This is a genomic window from Tepidimonas taiwanensis, assembly GCF_020162115.1.
Lineage (GTDB): Bacteria > Pseudomonadota > Gammaproteobacteria > Burkholderiales > Burkholderiaceae_C > Tepidimonas > Tepidimonas taiwanensis.
Map to the genome: position 1 here is coordinate 1669424 of NZ_CP083911.1, position 13373 is coordinate 1682796.

General features: G+C 67.6%; 16 protein-coding genes. 12 read left to right on the forward strand and 4 right to left on the reverse strand.

Translation table 11 applies throughout. From position 1 onward, the window contains the following. Positions 1-15 precede the first annotated feature (15 nt). The 4 genes from LCC91_RS07785 to LCC91_RS07800 all read right to left on the reverse strand — a co-directional run bounded on the left by LCC91_RS07785 (position 16) and on the right by LCC91_RS07800 (position 4508). Positions 16-1329, reverse strand: a complete 1314-nt coding sequence (locus tag LCC91_RS07785) for an ATP-dependent DNA helicase (protein WP_143897606.1) — start codon at positions 1327-1329, stop codon at positions 16-18. Between the two features lie 96 nt (positions 1330-1425). After that, the gene (locus LCC91_RS07790) at positions 1426-3906 is read right to left on the reverse strand and encodes a bifunctional DNA primase/polymerase (protein ID WP_185974875.1); all 2481 of its coding nucleotides are present in this window, start codon (positions 3904-3906) and stop codon (positions 1426-1428) included. A 116-nt stretch (positions 3907-4022) separates the two neighbouring features. Beyond that, on the reverse strand, positions 4023-4250 hold the full coding sequence (locus LCC91_RS07795) for a hypothetical protein (RefSeq protein ID WP_143897602.1): 228 nt from the start codon (positions 4248-4250) through the stop codon (positions 4023-4025). Beyond that, positions 4251-4508: a transcriptional regulator gene (locus tag LCC91_RS07800; RefSeq protein WP_143897600.1), complete on the reverse strand. Its 258-nt coding sequence runs from the start codon at positions 4506-4508 to the stop codon at positions 4251-4253. It lies immediately after the preceding gene. A gap of 73 nt (positions 4509-4581) precedes the next feature. Between LCC91_RS07800 and LCC91_RS07805 the strand changes: the two genes are divergently transcribed. The 12 genes from LCC91_RS07805 (at position 4582) to LCC91_RS07860 (ending at position 13368) form a co-directional block, all read left to right on the forward strand. Then, positions 4582-5133, forward strand: coding sequence for a helix-turn-helix domain-containing protein (locus tag LCC91_RS07805; protein ID WP_143897598.1), 552 nt, complete (start codon positions 4582-4584; stop codon positions 5131-5133). Beyond that, positions 5084-5809, forward strand: a complete 726-nt coding sequence (locus tag LCC91_RS07810) for a hypothetical protein (protein WP_143897596.1) — start codon at positions 5084-5086, stop codon at positions 5807-5809. The genes LCC91_RS07805 and LCC91_RS07810 overlap by 50 nt, the downstream gene beginning before the upstream one ends. Beyond that, entirely contained in the window at positions 5806-6657 is an 852-nt protein-coding gene (locus tag LCC91_RS07815) for a hypothetical protein (protein WP_143897594.1), read from the forward strand. The genes LCC91_RS07810 and LCC91_RS07815 overlap by 4 nt, the downstream gene beginning before the upstream one ends. Before the next feature lie 73 nt (positions 6658-6730). Further along, positions 6731-7621: a hypothetical protein gene (locus tag LCC91_RS07820; RefSeq protein ID WP_143897592.1), complete on the forward strand. Its 891-nt coding sequence runs from the start codon at positions 6731-6733 to the stop codon at positions 7619-7621. Positions 7622-8117: 496 nt separating this feature from the next. After that, positions 8118-8468, forward strand: coding sequence for a hypothetical protein (locus tag LCC91_RS07825; RefSeq protein ID WP_143897590.1), 351 nt, complete (start codon positions 8118-8120; stop codon positions 8466-8468). Between the two features lie 68 nt (positions 8469-8536). Then, entirely contained in the window at positions 8537-8812 is a 276-nt protein-coding gene (locus LCC91_RS07830; RefSeq protein ID WP_143897588.1) for a hypothetical protein, read from the forward strand. Between the two features lie 27 nt (positions 8813-8839). Beyond that, positions 8840-9259, forward strand: a complete 420-nt coding sequence (locus LCC91_RS07835) for a hypothetical protein (RefSeq protein ID WP_143897586.1) — start codon at positions 8840-8842, stop codon at positions 9257-9259. Between the two features lie 4 nt (positions 9260-9263). After that, a complete protein-coding gene (locus LCC91_RS07840) occupies positions 9264-9992 on the forward strand; it encodes an ATP-binding protein (RefSeq protein ID WP_143897584.1) in 729 nt (242 codons plus the stop codon). A 13-nt stretch (positions 9993-10005) separates the two neighbouring features. Then, positions 10006-10488 carry a DUF669 domain-containing protein gene (locus LCC91_RS07845; RefSeq protein WP_143897582.1) on the forward strand — a complete coding sequence of 161 codons (483 nt, stop codon included), beginning with the start codon at positions 10006-10008 and terminating at the stop codon, positions 10486-10488. 5 nt (positions 10489-10493) lie between these two features. Then, entirely contained in the window at positions 10494-11555 is a 1062-nt protein-coding gene (locus tag LCC91_RS07850; protein ID WP_185974873.1) for an oxidoreductase, read from the forward strand. Further along, the gene (locus LCC91_RS07855; RefSeq protein ID WP_185974872.1) at positions 11552-13159 is read left to right on the forward strand and encodes a DEAD/DEAH box helicase; all 1608 of its coding nucleotides are present in this window, start codon (positions 11552-11554) and stop codon (positions 13157-13159) included. The genes LCC91_RS07850 and LCC91_RS07855 overlap by 4 nt, the downstream gene beginning before the upstream one ends. Next, positions 13156-13368: a hypothetical protein gene (locus LCC91_RS07860; protein ID WP_143897578.1), complete on the forward strand. Its 213-nt coding sequence runs from the start codon at positions 13156-13158 to the stop codon at positions 13366-13368. Before LCC91_RS07855 ends, LCC91_RS07860 begins: the two co-directional genes overlap by 4 nt. The last annotated feature ends 5 nt before the right edge of the window (positions 13369-13373 follow it).

The following is a 13373-nucleotide window of genomic DNA, read 5'->3' on the forward strand; positions in this document are numbered from 1 at the left end:
CCCATGTGTTTTCCTTCATGTGACGATGACGCAGTGCTGGGATGCGCGCGTGATAGCCACGTACAACAGACGCGACAGATCGGCCCCGGCCATGCGAGCCTTTTGGGCCTCGCGCCAATCCACCAGCACCGTGTCAAACGTGCTGCCCTGGCTCTTGTGGATGGTCATGGCGTAGGCGTGCCGTATGTCTGGCAGGGCCGCCTTGAGCGCGTAGGCCGAGCGTGACCACCGGCCAGCCTCATCCTCCTTGCCTTCGGCCTTGGCGCGGCGCACGCGGGCAAAGCGCGCGGCGATCTCGGCCTGCACCGCGTCGGGCTGCACGGCCAGCAGTGCGCGGCCCGCCCAGCCGCCGTCGGATCGCAGGTGCACCTCGCGCGCCTCGAAGCCTTCGACCTGCACGGCGCCGGGCTCGACGCCATCGACCACCAGCAGCTGCCCGTTGGACAGCCTTCCGCCGTGCGGCAGGTCGATATCGCCGTCGGCGGCGATCAGCGGCTCGCCTGACTCAAACGGCGCGCCGCCAGGGAACAGCCGCGCGTGCACCGCCCGGTTGTGCCGCACGGCGGCCGCGTTGGTGTAGGTCAGCACCCGCATGTCGTGGCCATGCGCGTAGGCGTCTGCTGCCCAGCGTGCGATGAGGTCGTCATCGCCGTGCACGATCTGGCACAGACGCTCATCGCCGCGGCGAAGCTGATCGGCCAGCACCCCTATATCCGGCGGCGCATCGCGCTCGATGGCCTCGCGCAGCGTCTCAGACCAGCGCAGGATGGGGTTGTCCTGCGCCTGGCGCACGATGCGATCCAGCCGCGCGTGCACCGGCACCAGCGGGCCGAATGCGGGCGACAGCGCCGCTGGCGCGTTGGGCGTGACCGGAGGCAGCTGCGCCGGGTCGCCGATGAACAGCAAGCCCGTGCCGTAGGTCTGGCAGGCGGCCATGGCCGGGGCGAACAGGTCTGCGCCCAGCATCGATGCCTCATCGACCACCGTCACGTCGTACTCGGCCAGCACCGGGGCCTTGTGCCTGACCAGCTTGCCGCTGCCGTCTTGCTGGTTGACGAGCTTGAGCCCCAGCGCGGCGTGGATGGTCATGTAGGTCGGCCCATCGCCGATGCGCTCCTGCAGCACGCCCAGCGCTTTGTGCGTGGGGGCCGTGACCAGCACCGTGTGATCCTGCTCCCGCAGCGCCCTGACCATGCAGGCCGCCAGCGTCGTCTTGCCGGTACCGGCATAGCCTTGCAGGGTCGCTGACAGGCCATGACGCCCGGAAATGACCGGCATCAGCAGGTTGTAGGCCCGTTGTTGGTCTGCATTGAGGTCGTAGAACGACATTCCAGCCGACTTATCCACAGAAAACGCCTGTTTGTTGCCTATTTTTTGAGCAATCGCCGACAATCGCCGACAACCCTGTCGGCGATTGCTTTTGACCTAACCATTTGATTCATAAGGAAAATTTGCAATCGCCGACATCGCCGACGCCGACCTATAAGGAGTGTTCATTTCCTTATATAGAGATGCGTCGGCGAACGTCGGCGTCGGCGATTGCTCCGAAATCTCCTTTGCAGTCAAAGACTTAGCATCAAGAGCAATCGCCGACACGTTGTCGGCGTTTGTCGGCGATGTCGGCGATTGCTCCCCCTGCTGGCAGAACTCAGCCAGCACGTAGCGATGCCCGCGCACGCCCTTTTTGGACAGCACGACGGCCACGCCGTCCTTGGCGATGCGCTCCAGCAGCTCGTCGCGCTTGTCGTCGGCCAGCTCGCGGAACATGCGCACGCCCTTGACCAGCTCGCGCTTGCTGGCCCCGTGCGAGCCGCAGTCGCGCAGGAAGGACTCCACCTTGTGATAGACCGAAGGACGGCCCGTCTCGCCGTCCTCTGCTCCGCCACGGTCGCGGAAGACGCGCAGCGTGGCCTCCAGCGCCTGGCGGATGAAGGCGCTGGCCCACTCCACCATGGGCTCGGTCACGATGGGGTCGTCCGGGTTGGCGGCAGCGGCCAGCGCAGTGCAGATGCGGGCCATGTTGCGCCGGGCCCCGGCCGACAGCATCCGTGCCAGCGGGCCGCGCTGGGCATAGGCTTGCGCCAGCGCCATCTGCGCCCCCTGCAAGTCGCCAGTGACACGCACGGTTTTCATGGCCGGCACCACAACGGCCAGGCCGCCAAAGAGCTGCTCGTGCGTCAGCGCCGTCTCTCCTGGGCCAAACCCGCGCAGCCGGCGCAGCGTCTCGTGCACCGCCGCGTCCAGCGGGCGCTCGCGCTGGCTGGGCCGGTCTGTCCAGCGGGCCGGGTCTTCGGCGCAGACAAACACCATGCTGTCCACCGCGCCACGGCTGAGTTCGCTGCGGCGCAGCGTCTGCTCCACCTGCGAGCCCGCAATCAGCGCCAGCAGGTTCAGCGTCGGGCGCTGCAAGATAGGTCTGGGCCCTTCTTCCTCGCTGCGGGCGCGGCCTAGACCCACCTCGGCCCAGTTGTCCAGCGCAATCTGTGCTGGCGCGGCCCAGATGCGCCCGTTGATGATCGACATCGTGTGCCCAAGCAAGCCCGAAGGCTGACGGCGGGCGAAGTACATTTGCTCGCCCCAGTCGTCTGCCAGGTAGTACAAAGCCGGGGCGTTGTACAGCGATGAAAACAGCTGCTGCGGGCTGGAAATGCGCACACCGCGCACCATCTCCGACAGGCCCGAGAGCATCAGCGCGTCCTCTGCCGCGCTGAAGGCCGTGCGGCCAAAGCTCGCTGCCGGCGCGATGATGCCCAGGTACAGCGAAGCCGGGTCCCCGTGCTCGCTCACATAGCGTCTGGCCGCCGCCGCGCTCACGATGGACAGCGCCACCGCCTGGCACACCAGTGGGTGCGCCTGGTCGGATCGCGCCTCCACCCATGCCGCGAGGCGGTTGACCGCATCCACCGGGCACGGCGGCAGCGCCTCATCGAAGCGCTGCCCGGCAACCTCTGCCGCAGGCTCGTCGGCCACCGGCGCGGCGGCCACCGGCGCGGCAGGCTGCGTGCGCGCCGGGTTTTTCCAGCCGTGCTCCTGCGCCACGGCAAAGATCGTCTCGTAGCCAATCTCCCCGCGCGGCCTGGCTGTGTACCACACCCGCGCGGCGTCCACCGGGTCATACTTGACGCTCTTGCGACTCCAGGCGTCCCACAGCGCCCACCCCTGCTGGCCGCAGGGCTTGAGCGCCAGGCAGAATCGCACCCACAGGTCGCGGTCGTCCGACGGCACAGCCTCCAGCGCCGATTGCAGGTCTTCGACCACCGTGGGGCCAAGGTAGCGTGAACCCACGCCGTCGCCCGCTGTGTGATGCGCCGGCGCGGCTGACGCCATCGAGCGCACCCAGTCCGGCAGCGGGCTGGGCACCACGCCTTCGCGCGGATCGCTGCTCGCCTCCCATCCGTAGCGCTTGCCGCTGACGTGCAGCGACGGGTCGCCCATGATGTAGCCGTTGATCTTGAAGTCCACGCCGGGCCCGAGCCTGCCCGGCAGCGACGACGCATCTCGCGGCAACTGGAACACCGAGTGCCAGCCTCCGCCGCCGGTGAACTGCATTACGTCCGACTGGAGGCTGCCGAACTTGGCTTCCAGCAGCTCCACCGTCTCCAGCCCGCCGTTGCGCGGATCGACATCCACCGCGCACAGGCCGGAGGCGGCCAGCGCCACCGCGATGTTGGCCTGCGGATAGCGCGACCACCACGCGCGAATTGTTTCCTCATCCGTGGTGGCGTTGTTTTGCCCGCCGGGCACCAGCGCCCCGATGGGGTGCTTGGCCGGCGACTTGCACTCGTCGTTGCCGCAGGCGCAGCGCCATTTGCCATCGTGGCGCTGCTCTGGCCACCAGCACGGGAACACGTGCCACCCAAGCCGCGCGTAAGACAGCGCGGCCTCCAGCATCTTGGTATCCGTCATGTCGTGTTGGGCTCCCGCCCCTGCCCGCTGAGTGAAAGGAACCACCGCCCCGGGCACGGCGGGAGCGTGCTGTTCGGGAGCTACCCTAGGGGCGGTGGAAAAAGGCTGCTGAGCCATCACTGAATGCGGCCCACGCTGCTGTTCCGGCTGGTCTCCGGCGCGGCCGGATTGACCCCGGCTGTGCGGCAAATCAGAGTGGCAACATGAAGCTGCTCATCGCTCCAACCGCGCAGAAGGCTGCGCATCACCTCGCCCCGGCTCTTGCCTGTAGCCTGGCAGTAGCCATCGAGCACGGCGACTTCGGCCGCATCCACCTCAAAGCGGATTTCGGTGGCCCGGTGCATTCAAGCTACCTCTTTGACCGCCGCCACATCAATGCACGGCCTGCCATCCGGGTGCGGCCAGGCTGTGTCCGGCACCCGCACCCAGCGCACGTCGGGGCGCAGCTGCTCGACCGTTACGGTGCCGTGGGTGGCGCGCTCGATGGCGGGGCAGCGCTGAGGCGGCACTCGCCCGCCCCAGCCGATGACAGAAGGCGGCTTGATCCCAAGCATCCTTGCCACGCGGGATGGGCCGCCAAGCTCGGTGATGACATCGCTCATGGTGAGCGAGTATAGGATGCACCTAAGCATTCGTCAAGGAAACACCTATATCTGCTTGTATTAGGATTCCCTAATGAGGCAGTCAACATCGCCGCCGCAGACCACGCTCAGTGAGCGTGTGAGGGAGGCCATGCATGCTGCCGGGATGACGCAGGCCGAGCTTGCTCGTCGCGTTGGTATAGCCCAGCCAAGCGTCAACGATTGGCTATCAGGAAAGACAAAGCGGCTCAAGCTCGAAACAGCAGTCAGGGCAGCAGCAGTGCTTGGAGTGCGCCTTGAATGGCTCGTTTGGGGGAGAGGAAGGCCAAGGGAGGATGACCATGAGCACGACCATCCAAGCGCTGATGAAGGGTCTAACGGCGTAACCATTCACGCCGCCCTCCCCGTCGTCCTGGACGCCATTGCCGCCTGCCCGCACCGCGACGAGCTGCGCACGCTGCTGGCGCTGCTGGTGGATCACGACGCGCCGGCGTACCGGGCGCGGCTGGCGGAGCTGCTGTCTGCGCCGCCATCAATCCCGCCAGGACTGATCGAGACCAGCGACTTTGCCGGCCCTGCGCCGTCATCCAGCAACCATGATCCAGACAGCCGCCATCGTTCCAGGCAGCGAGAGGCCAGCCGGTGACGGGAGCACCGGCGCTGCGCGCTGCGCGATCATCCTGCCAGACGGCAGCCGGCGCGCAGCCGTGGTCAAGCGGGGCCCCATTGGACAGATTGCCGCCGAGGCATTCGCGGCCTTGCTCTTGCGCGCATGGGGCCTGCCCGTGCCGCAGCCATTCCTGGTGGAGGAAGACCCGCACCCTGCTTTTGCCAGCGCGGACGACGGCTACCCAAGCCTGAAGCAGCGGCTTGGGCTGCACGGCTTGCCGCCAGGCGAGCAAAGGAGCCGCGCGGAATGGGTTGCCTGCCGCATCGCGGTCGGCCTGCGCACAGCGCCGCTGGCCGCTGCCGCAGACGAGGCCATTGCCAATCACGACCGCAACCTGGGCAACATCCTTTGGGACGGCGCCAGCGAGGCCTGGATCGACCACGCCTACGCGCTGGGCCAGGGCAGCCTGCCAGACGCCAACAAGCTGTGCGACATGGCGCGCGCCGTTCAAGCATCGGAGCAGTTGCTTCGCAGCGCCGTGGCCCAGGCGCTGGCGCTCAACCGCGATGCCGTCGAGCTGGCCGCGCAAGAAGTGCCGACACACCTCGGCGCGCATTCGCTTGCCACCATGGTCAGCCAGCGCATCGCCAACGTGGCAAATGCGCTGATCTCTCGCTTTCCAACGCCGGATGATTTATTCTCCGGGCCATGAGCGAGATCATCGACGACATCCGCAACGCCCCCATGCACGCCTGGCGGCCGCTCTTTTGGGAGCCGGTGGCCGACACCGGCGAGCGCATCATGGTGGGCGTGGTGCACGCCTACGGCGGCCAGGGTGCGGCTGCGCGACTGATCCGCGACGACGTGCTGGACTGCCTGTACGGCAAGGCCAGCAGCGGCGTTCGCAACCTGCTGGATGCCGCCCTGGAGATGTATGCCGAGATGGCCAAGGCCGGCCCGCTCGACGCCATCGAGCACCCCGTCCTGGGGCTGCACCCTGGGCCCCTGCGCTGCACGGCAGCGCGCAACGTCAATGAGCTGCTGCACACTGCAGCGCTGCTCTACAGCAGCCTGGCCAACCTGGACAAGCTCGACGAGATGGAAGAGGCCGACGTGCCGCAGCAGGAAGAGATCGGGCGGCGCTTTGGCACCGAGGTACGCGACGAGGTGCTGCGCCTGCGGCCTGATCTGGCCCCAGGGTTCGGCCAGGGCGGCGAGCTGGTGCCCGGCGGGCAGCGCGTGCGCTTTGGCTACTTCAGCCCCAAGGCCGTGCTGCACTTCACGGTGCTGCACCCTGTGCGCATCCCGGCTTCGCTGCGCGATGCGCGGGCGCGGCTGTTTGAGCTGCAACGCGCACGCGATGTGGCCGGCATCGAGCGCGCCGCGCTGATTGCTGCTGTGCCGCGCGACGACGACCCGATGCTGGGCCCCAAGCAGCGCGAGGCGCTGCGCGCCAGCCGCGCCGAGATCGAGCGCGAGGCCGATTCCGTTGGCATGCGCTGGCACGCCGTGCACAACGCGGCCGAAGGAGCCGTGCGCGTCATCGAGACGGCTGGATGACGCTGTAACCGCGCCGCCACCAACCCGCCCGCCGAGGCTGGCTTCTGGTGCTGCGCGCCTATACAATGCCACCATGGGTGCCTTCCGCATCACCTACGACGGTCCGGCGCTTCAGGCGCACACCATGGACGTGCGCGACCTGGCTCCCGCCTTGCTGGCGCTGGGCGACTTGTGCGAAGAGTCAGGCCGCGCGCTGTTTGGCGAGTCGTTGCGTGTGCGGGTGGATGTGCGGGCGAGCTTTCGCACCGGCAGCTTTGGCATCGATTTGTCGGTCTCGACCCAGCTTGCGCAACAGCTCATCACGTGGCTGTCTGGCGATGGCGCCACGGCGTTTGCCAACGCCAAGACCATCCTGGAGGTCATTGGCGTGGGTGGGGCTGGGCTGATCGGGCTGATACAGTGGCTGCGCGGGCGCCGGATCACGCGCGTGGAGACGACACCCAAAGGCCGCCGCCTGACAGTGGAGGACGGCGACATCGCCGTGGTGGAAGAGCGCGTGATCGTGCTGTTTCAGCGCCGTGCGGTGCGCGAGGCGCTGGCCAAGGTGGTCGAACCTATCGAGCGCGATGGCATCGAACGTCTTGCGCTTGGGGATGACGAGCGCATCAGCGTCACGATCGAGCGCGCGCAGGCACCGTGGTTCCACGCGCCGCCGCCCGAGGATGTGCTGCTGATGGAGGAGGTGCGCACGATCGCCTTTTCCATCGTGAGCCTGTCGTTCCGCGAGGACAACAAGTGGCGCTTGCACGATGGGCAAAACGCCGTCTTCGTGACCATGGCCGACCGTGACTTCCTCGCCCGCGTGGACCGCAACCTGGTGCGCTTTGCCAAGGGCGACATCCTGCTGGCCGAAACCCGCGTCACGCAGTGGCAAACGGCGCACGGACTGCGCACGGAATACACCATCGCGCGCGTGCTGGAGCATCGCCAGGGCGCAGCGCAGATCGAGCTGCCGCTGGCGTAACGACAGTCCCAGCGCCACGGCTCGGCGCTGAATCTTTCAGCCGCCACTTTCACCCAGGCCGCCCCACACCCAACGCCAGCGCGCCATCCACTCCAACCCGCCCCCCGAGGCGGGTTTTTTGTTGCCTGCGTCAGCGGGCCGGTGTTGCAGGAAGGCGACGGTTAGGGTTTTCCCTTACTCATGCACTAAGGTTTACCTATTGACTTGATGTTAGGTGTTGCCTATACTTCCCTCAACGCCAGCACTCACGCGCTGGCGCACCGGCCAGATGGTCAACCGGCGGCCCCATGCTCGGGGTCGGGAAGGGCGCAAAGGCCCGAGGTGCCATGAAGGTGCTGCCCCCGCACCGCCAAGGATGGGGCGACTGGCCTGGGAGCCGCTGCAAGACGCGGGAAGAGCTCAGGCGCCAAACCAAAGGGCGGCACGCCGTCCTTTGACTTGGGGTCGTCGGGACCTTGCCCGCCGGGCTGGCGGGCTTTTTTTTCAGGAGGCCGAGATGTACGAGTACGAGCACGGGGCGTATGACAGGTTTCTGGATCGCCAGTTGGACGAGTACTGCGTCCAGTACGAGCCGCGCGACGGCTTGTACGAGGCGCTCATCGAGCTGGGGCCGATCAGCGCCCTGATGCGCTATACGGTGCGCGGCGGCGTGCCGAACGAAGTGGTCGGCATCTTCTTGGATGACGCCTGGTGCGAGCGCACCAACCAGCTTGAGCTGGTGGAGATCACCGGCATTGTCGAGATGCCGGATCACGCCCTTCTAGCCATGGCCGACCCGGCACGAGACGCGCTACTGCAGCGCATCGACTTCGAAGTCGAGGACTACGACGGGCCGAATGACTACTGACACGGCAACAAGCCCGGCCGGCGCGCAGCGGCCGGGGCAGGTCAACCTCAACCTTATAAGGAAGTGCCATGGGTGAAAACGCAAACCTCGGGGCATCCCGCCCAACCCTGCCCCGCCCGGCGCGCACCGTGCCGCCCTACCACACCGGCAAGGTGCAGATCGGCATCGCCTACGTGTCGCGCCAGCGGCCGGATCACGACCGCGACGCGCTGCGCTTGCAAGAGGCGCTGCTGCGTGCGCACCTGCAACAGCAGCGCAGCTACGACATCGACGGCGTGCTGATCGCCGCCTGCATCGTCATCGCCCTGCTGGCGCTGGTGCTGGCCGGACCCATTGCGGGCTGATCGCCCGCACCACCCAAGGAGCAAACCATGACCGCAGTGCTCAAACCCATCTCCACCACCGACCCGCTGACCGACGCCGTGCAGGCGCTCATCGATGCCAAGCGCGATGAAGACTTTGCGCGCAAGCGCCGCATCGAGGCCGAGGAGCGCATCGCCGCGCTGGCCAATTTCAACAAGGAAGAAGGCAGCCAGACCATTGAGGCCGGCGGCGTCAAGGTGACGCTGACTGCGCGTCTCAACTACGCCTGCGAAGACCCGCAGGCGCTGGCCGCCGCGTGCGCGGCAGCGGGCGCGCCCGCCAGCATGATCCCGGTCAAGACCGTGGTGGAGCTCGACGCCACCGGCGCGAAGTGGCTGCGCGCCCACGAGCCCGAATACTGGGCGCGTGTGCTGGCCCCGCACATCACTGTGAAACCGGCCAAGACCAGCGTGGCTGTGAAGGTGTGACGCCATGGCCATCAAGCTCACCACCACCGCGCAAGCCGCGCGCGACAACGGCATCAAGGTCCTGGTGCACGGCCCGGCTGGCGCCGGCAAGACCACGCTGTGCGCCACCACCGGCGAGCCAACGGTGATCATCAGCGCGGAGGCGGGGCTGCTGTCCCTGCGCGGGCACGACATCCCGGTGATCGAGGTCGGCAGCATCGAGGACGTGCACGAGGCGTACCGCTTCGTGGCGGAAAGCGCCGAGGCGCGCGATTTCCGCTGGGTGTGCCTGGACAGCATCAGCGAGATCGCCGAGGTCGTGCTGGCGCGCGAGAAAGCCGGCGCCAAAGACCCGCGCCAAGCCTACGGCGCACTGGCCGACCAGATGGGGGGGCTCATCCGCGCGTTCCGCGACCTGCCAGGGCGCAATGTCTACATGTCCTGCAAGCAAGCGCGCCAGCAGGACGCCGCGACCGGCGCGACGCTGTACTTCCCGAGCCTGCCTGGGCAGATGCTGGGGCAGGGCATCGCCTACTTCTTCGACTTCGTGTTCGCGCTGCGCGTGGAGCGCGACCAGGGAGGCAACGTGACGCGCTGGCTGCAGACCGGGCGCGACTTCACGCACGAGGCCAAAGACCGCTCCGGCGCGCTGGCCATGTTCGAGCCGCCGGACCTTGGCGCCATCGCACACAAGGTGCGTGCCTCCATCTCTCAAGCCGACGCCGCCCCGGCCTTTGCGGCGGCCAACACCTGAAAGGAAGCCGATCATGGCCCAAATCATGTTCGACGCGACGCAAGTCGCCCCGCAAGAATCGCTCTCGCCCATCCCGGCCGGAACGTACCTGGCGCACATCATCGATTCCGAGGTGCGCCCCCTCAAAAGCGGAATGGGGCAAGCCCTGGCGCTGACCTTCGAGGTGCTGGACGGCCCCTACCGTGGCCGCAAGGTGTTCACCCAGCTCAACGTCCAGCACCGTGGAAGCCCCGATGCCGAGCGCATCGCGCAGGCGCAGCTCTCGGCGCTGTGCCATGCCACCGGCGTGCTCAAGCTCTCCGACAGCACGCAGCTGCACATGAAGCCTGTGCGCATCCGCGTCAAGGTCCGCAAGGACGAAAGCGGCCAGTACGGCGACCGCAACGAAGTGACCGGCTACGAGGCCGCGCAAGGGGTGGCCATTCCCTCGATGCCAGTCGCCGCGCAGCCTGCCGCGCCAGCCGCAACTCCGCCCTGGGCCAAGCGCGCAGCTTGACCGCCATGGCCAGCATCCCGCAACCCGCTCACGCCACCGTGCAGGCCATCTACCGCCTGCACGAGCAGCGCGAGGCGCAGGCCGGCCACCGGCCGCACCTGGGGGCCAGCCTGATCGGGCATCCATGCGCGCGTTACTTGTGGCTGTCTTGGCGCTGGGCCGACAAGGAAGCCTTCGACGGGCGCATGCTGCGTCTGTTCGAGGCCGGCCGGCAGTTCGAGCAGCGCATCGTCGGTGAGCTGCGCGCCATCGGCGTGCAGGTTACCGATGTTGATGAGCAAGGACGCCAGTGGCGCGTGTCCGACCACGGCGGGCACTTTGCCGGCAGCCTCGACGGTGCGGCGCTGGGCCTGCCGGAAGCGCCGGCCACCTGGCACGTGCTCGAGTTCAAAACCCACAACGCCAAGAGCTTTGAAGAGCTGAAGGCAAAAGGAGTGCGTGATGCCAAGCCCATGCACTACGCGCAGATGCAGGTGTACATGGGGCTGACCGGCATGACGCGCGCGATGTACATCGCCGAGAACAAGAACACCAGCGAGCTCTACAGCGAGCGCGTGGAGTTTGACGCCGTGGCGTTCGAGCGCCTGCGCGCGCGGGCCTTGTCCATCATCGAGTCGCCTGAGCCGCCGCCGCGCATCTCCAGCGACCCCGCATGGTGGCAATGCAAGACCTGCGCGATGCACGGGCTGTGCCACGGCGAGCAAGCGCCGCTGGTCAACTGCCGCACCTGCGCACATTCCACGCCCGTTCCGGACGGTAAAGGCGGCTGGAAGTGCGAGCTACGCAACACGGCAATCGACATCAGCCGCCAGCACGCCGGCTGCGACGGGCACCGCTACATCCCGCTGCTGCTCGAGCGCATCGGCGAGCAAGTGGACGCCACGGCAGAGCCGGACGGCAACGCCGCCGTGCGCTACCGCACGCCAGACGGCGGCGAGTTCGTCAACGGCGCGCCACCGCACTTTGCCAGCCGCGAAATCCGGGCCGCGCAGCACAAGGTCATGCTGGCCGATGCTGAGGTGCAAAAGGTCAAGGCCGAATGGCCAGGCGCGGAGGTGGTGGCATGAGCCTGACCCTGCGCCCTTACCAGCAGCGCGTGCTCGACGAGCTTTGGCAGTGGTTCGCCGACCACCCGGACGGCGACCCCATCGTCGAAGCGTGCGTCGGCGCTGGCAAGAGCGTGCTCATTGCCGAGCTGTGCCGCCGCGCGATTGCGCAATACCCCGGCACGCGCATTCTGATGCTGGTGCACAGCAAGGAGCTGATCGAGCAAAACCTTGCCAAGTTGATCGCGGTGTGGCCGGATGCGCCTGTTGGGGCCTATAGCGCCTCGATGGGCGCGCGCCAGCTTGGGCGCGCCATCACCTACGCCACCATCGGCAGCGTGCGCAACCGCGCGCACCAGCTCGGGCACCTCGACCTGCTGCTGGTGGATGAGTGCCACCTGATCAGCGACAGCGAGACCACCATGTACCGCAAGCTGATCGACGAGCTGCGCCGCTACTGCCCGCATCTGCGGGTCATTGGCTGGACGGGCACGCCATTCCGTGGCGACGGCGTATGGCTGACGCAAAGCGGCCTGTTCACCCACATCGCCGCGCGCGTGACCATGCGCGAGCTGCTCGACGATGGCTACCTTGCCCCGCTGGTGCGCGCCGAGACCTCCGCCCGCATCGACACCAGCGGCGTGCGCCTGCAAGGCGGCGACTACGTGGTGCAGGCGCTGGCCCAGGCGTCGGACAAGACCGAAATCGTGCGCGCCGCCTGCGCCGAAATCGTGCGCCTGGCCGCAGACCGCCAGCGTTGGCTGGTGTTTGCCGTGACCATCGAGCACGCGCAGCACATCGCCATGGAGCTGCAGGTGGCGCACGGCATCGCCTGTGATGTCGTGAGCGCGAAGACGCCAAAGGCCGAGCGCGAGCGGCTGATCCGCGACTTTCGCGCCGGGCGGCTGCGCGCGCTGGTCAACGTCGCCGTGCTCACCACCGGGTTTGACGTGCCGGAGCTCGACTGCATCGCGCTGCTGCGCGCCACCCGCAGCCCCGTGCTCTACGTGCAAATCGCAGGGCGCGGCATGCGCACCGCGCCGGGCAAGCGCGACTGCCTGTGGCTGGACTTCACCGACACCACGGCCACGCTCGGGCCTGTGGATCAGGTCAAGGGCCGCGTCAAGCAGGCCAAAGGCGGCGGCGAAGCCCCCATCAAGCACTGCGAGGCATGCGGCAACCCCAACCCCGCAGGTGCGCGCAAATGCGCCGCCTGCGGGCACGCGCTCCCGGAGCCCGAGCGCGTGCAGCACATGCGCGTGGCCGACACATCATCCGCCGTGCTCAGCACCGACATCGTGTGGCACAGCGTGACCGAGGTGGCCTACTCACGACACCCTGGCAAAGACGGCAAACCCGACACCCTGCGCGTGGACTACTGGAGCGCCTGGCGGCGCGTGGCCAGCGAGTTCATTTGCCTGGAGCACGAGGGTTACGCGCGCATGAAGGCGCGGCAGTGGTGGCAGCAACGCGGCGAGATGCCGCCGCCCGACACCATCGACGAGGCGCTTGCGCGCACGAGCGAGCTGCGCGAACCCAGCCCCATCGCCGTGCAGATGGATGGCAAATACCCGCGCGTCGTCGCCTGCCGGTTCGACACGAGTAAGGAGGCAATCACGACATGACATCCATGACCGCCATCGAGCTTGTCGCCGTGCGCGACGCGCTGCGCGCCAGGCTTGCCGAGCTCGACGCCATCCGCGCCACATGCGAGCACTGCGAGCACTACGCGCAGCCGCCGATGTGCAGGCGCTTCAACGCAGAGCCGCCGGAGGAATTCCGCCGCGACGAGGGCGCGTGCCCTGAGTGGCGGTTTGACGGGGTGCCGTTTTGAGTTGT

Excerpts from the sequence above, each read along its gene's own strand:
- LCC91_RS07785 (WP_143897606.1), bottom strand. The coding sequence starts at position 1,329 with ATGTCGTTCTACGACCTCAATGCAGACCAACAACGGGCCTACAACCTG.
- LCC91_RS07790 (WP_185974875.1), bottom strand. The coding sequence starts at position 3,906 with ATGACGGATACCAAGATGCTGGAGGCCGCGCTGTCTTACGCGCGGCTT.
- LCC91_RS07795 (WP_143897602.1), bottom strand. The coding sequence starts at position 4,250 with ATGCACCGGGCCACCGAAATCCGCTTTGAGGTGGATGCGGCCGAAGTC.
- LCC91_RS07800 (WP_143897600.1), bottom strand. The coding sequence starts at position 4,508 with ATGAGCGATGTCATCACCGAGCTTGGCGGCCCATCCCGCGTGGCAAGG.
- LCC91_RS07805 (WP_143897598.1), top strand. The coding sequence starts at position 4,582 with ATGAGGCAGTCAACATCGCCGCCGCAGACCACGCTCAGTGAGCGTGTG.
- LCC91_RS07810 (WP_143897596.1), top strand. The coding sequence starts at position 5,084 with ATGATCCAGACAGCCGCCATCGTTCCAGGCAGCGAGAGGCCAGCCGGT.
- LCC91_RS07815 (WP_143897594.1), top strand. The coding sequence starts at position 5,806 with ATGAGCGAGATCATCGACGACATCCGCAACGCCCCCATGCACGCCTGG.
- LCC91_RS07820 (WP_143897592.1), top strand. The coding sequence starts at position 6,731 with ATGGGTGCCTTCCGCATCACCTACGACGGTCCGGCGCTTCAGGCGCAC.
- LCC91_RS07825 (WP_143897590.1), top strand. The coding sequence starts at position 8,118 with ATGTACGAGTACGAGCACGGGGCGTATGACAGGTTTCTGGATCGCCAG.
- LCC91_RS07830 (WP_143897588.1), top strand. The coding sequence starts at position 8,537 with ATGGGTGAAAACGCAAACCTCGGGGCATCCCGCCCAACCCTGCCCCGC.
- LCC91_RS07835 (WP_143897586.1), top strand. The coding sequence starts at position 8,840 with ATGACCGCAGTGCTCAAACCCATCTCCACCACCGACCCGCTGACCGAC.
- LCC91_RS07840 (WP_143897584.1), top strand. The coding sequence starts at position 9,264 with ATGGCCATCAAGCTCACCACCACCGCGCAAGCCGCGCGCGACAACGGC.
- LCC91_RS07845 (WP_143897582.1), top strand. The coding sequence starts at position 10,006 with ATGGCCCAAATCATGTTCGACGCGACGCAAGTCGCCCCGCAAGAATCG.
- LCC91_RS07850 (WP_185974873.1), top strand. The coding sequence starts at position 10,494 with ATGGCCAGCATCCCGCAACCCGCTCACGCCACCGTGCAGGCCATCTAC.
- LCC91_RS07855 (WP_185974872.1), top strand. The coding sequence starts at position 11,552 with ATGAGCCTGACCCTGCGCCCTTACCAGCAGCGCGTGCTCGACGAGCTT.
- LCC91_RS07860 (WP_143897578.1), top strand. The coding sequence starts at position 13,156 with ATGACATCCATGACCGCCATCGAGCTTGTCGCCGTGCGCGACGCGCTG.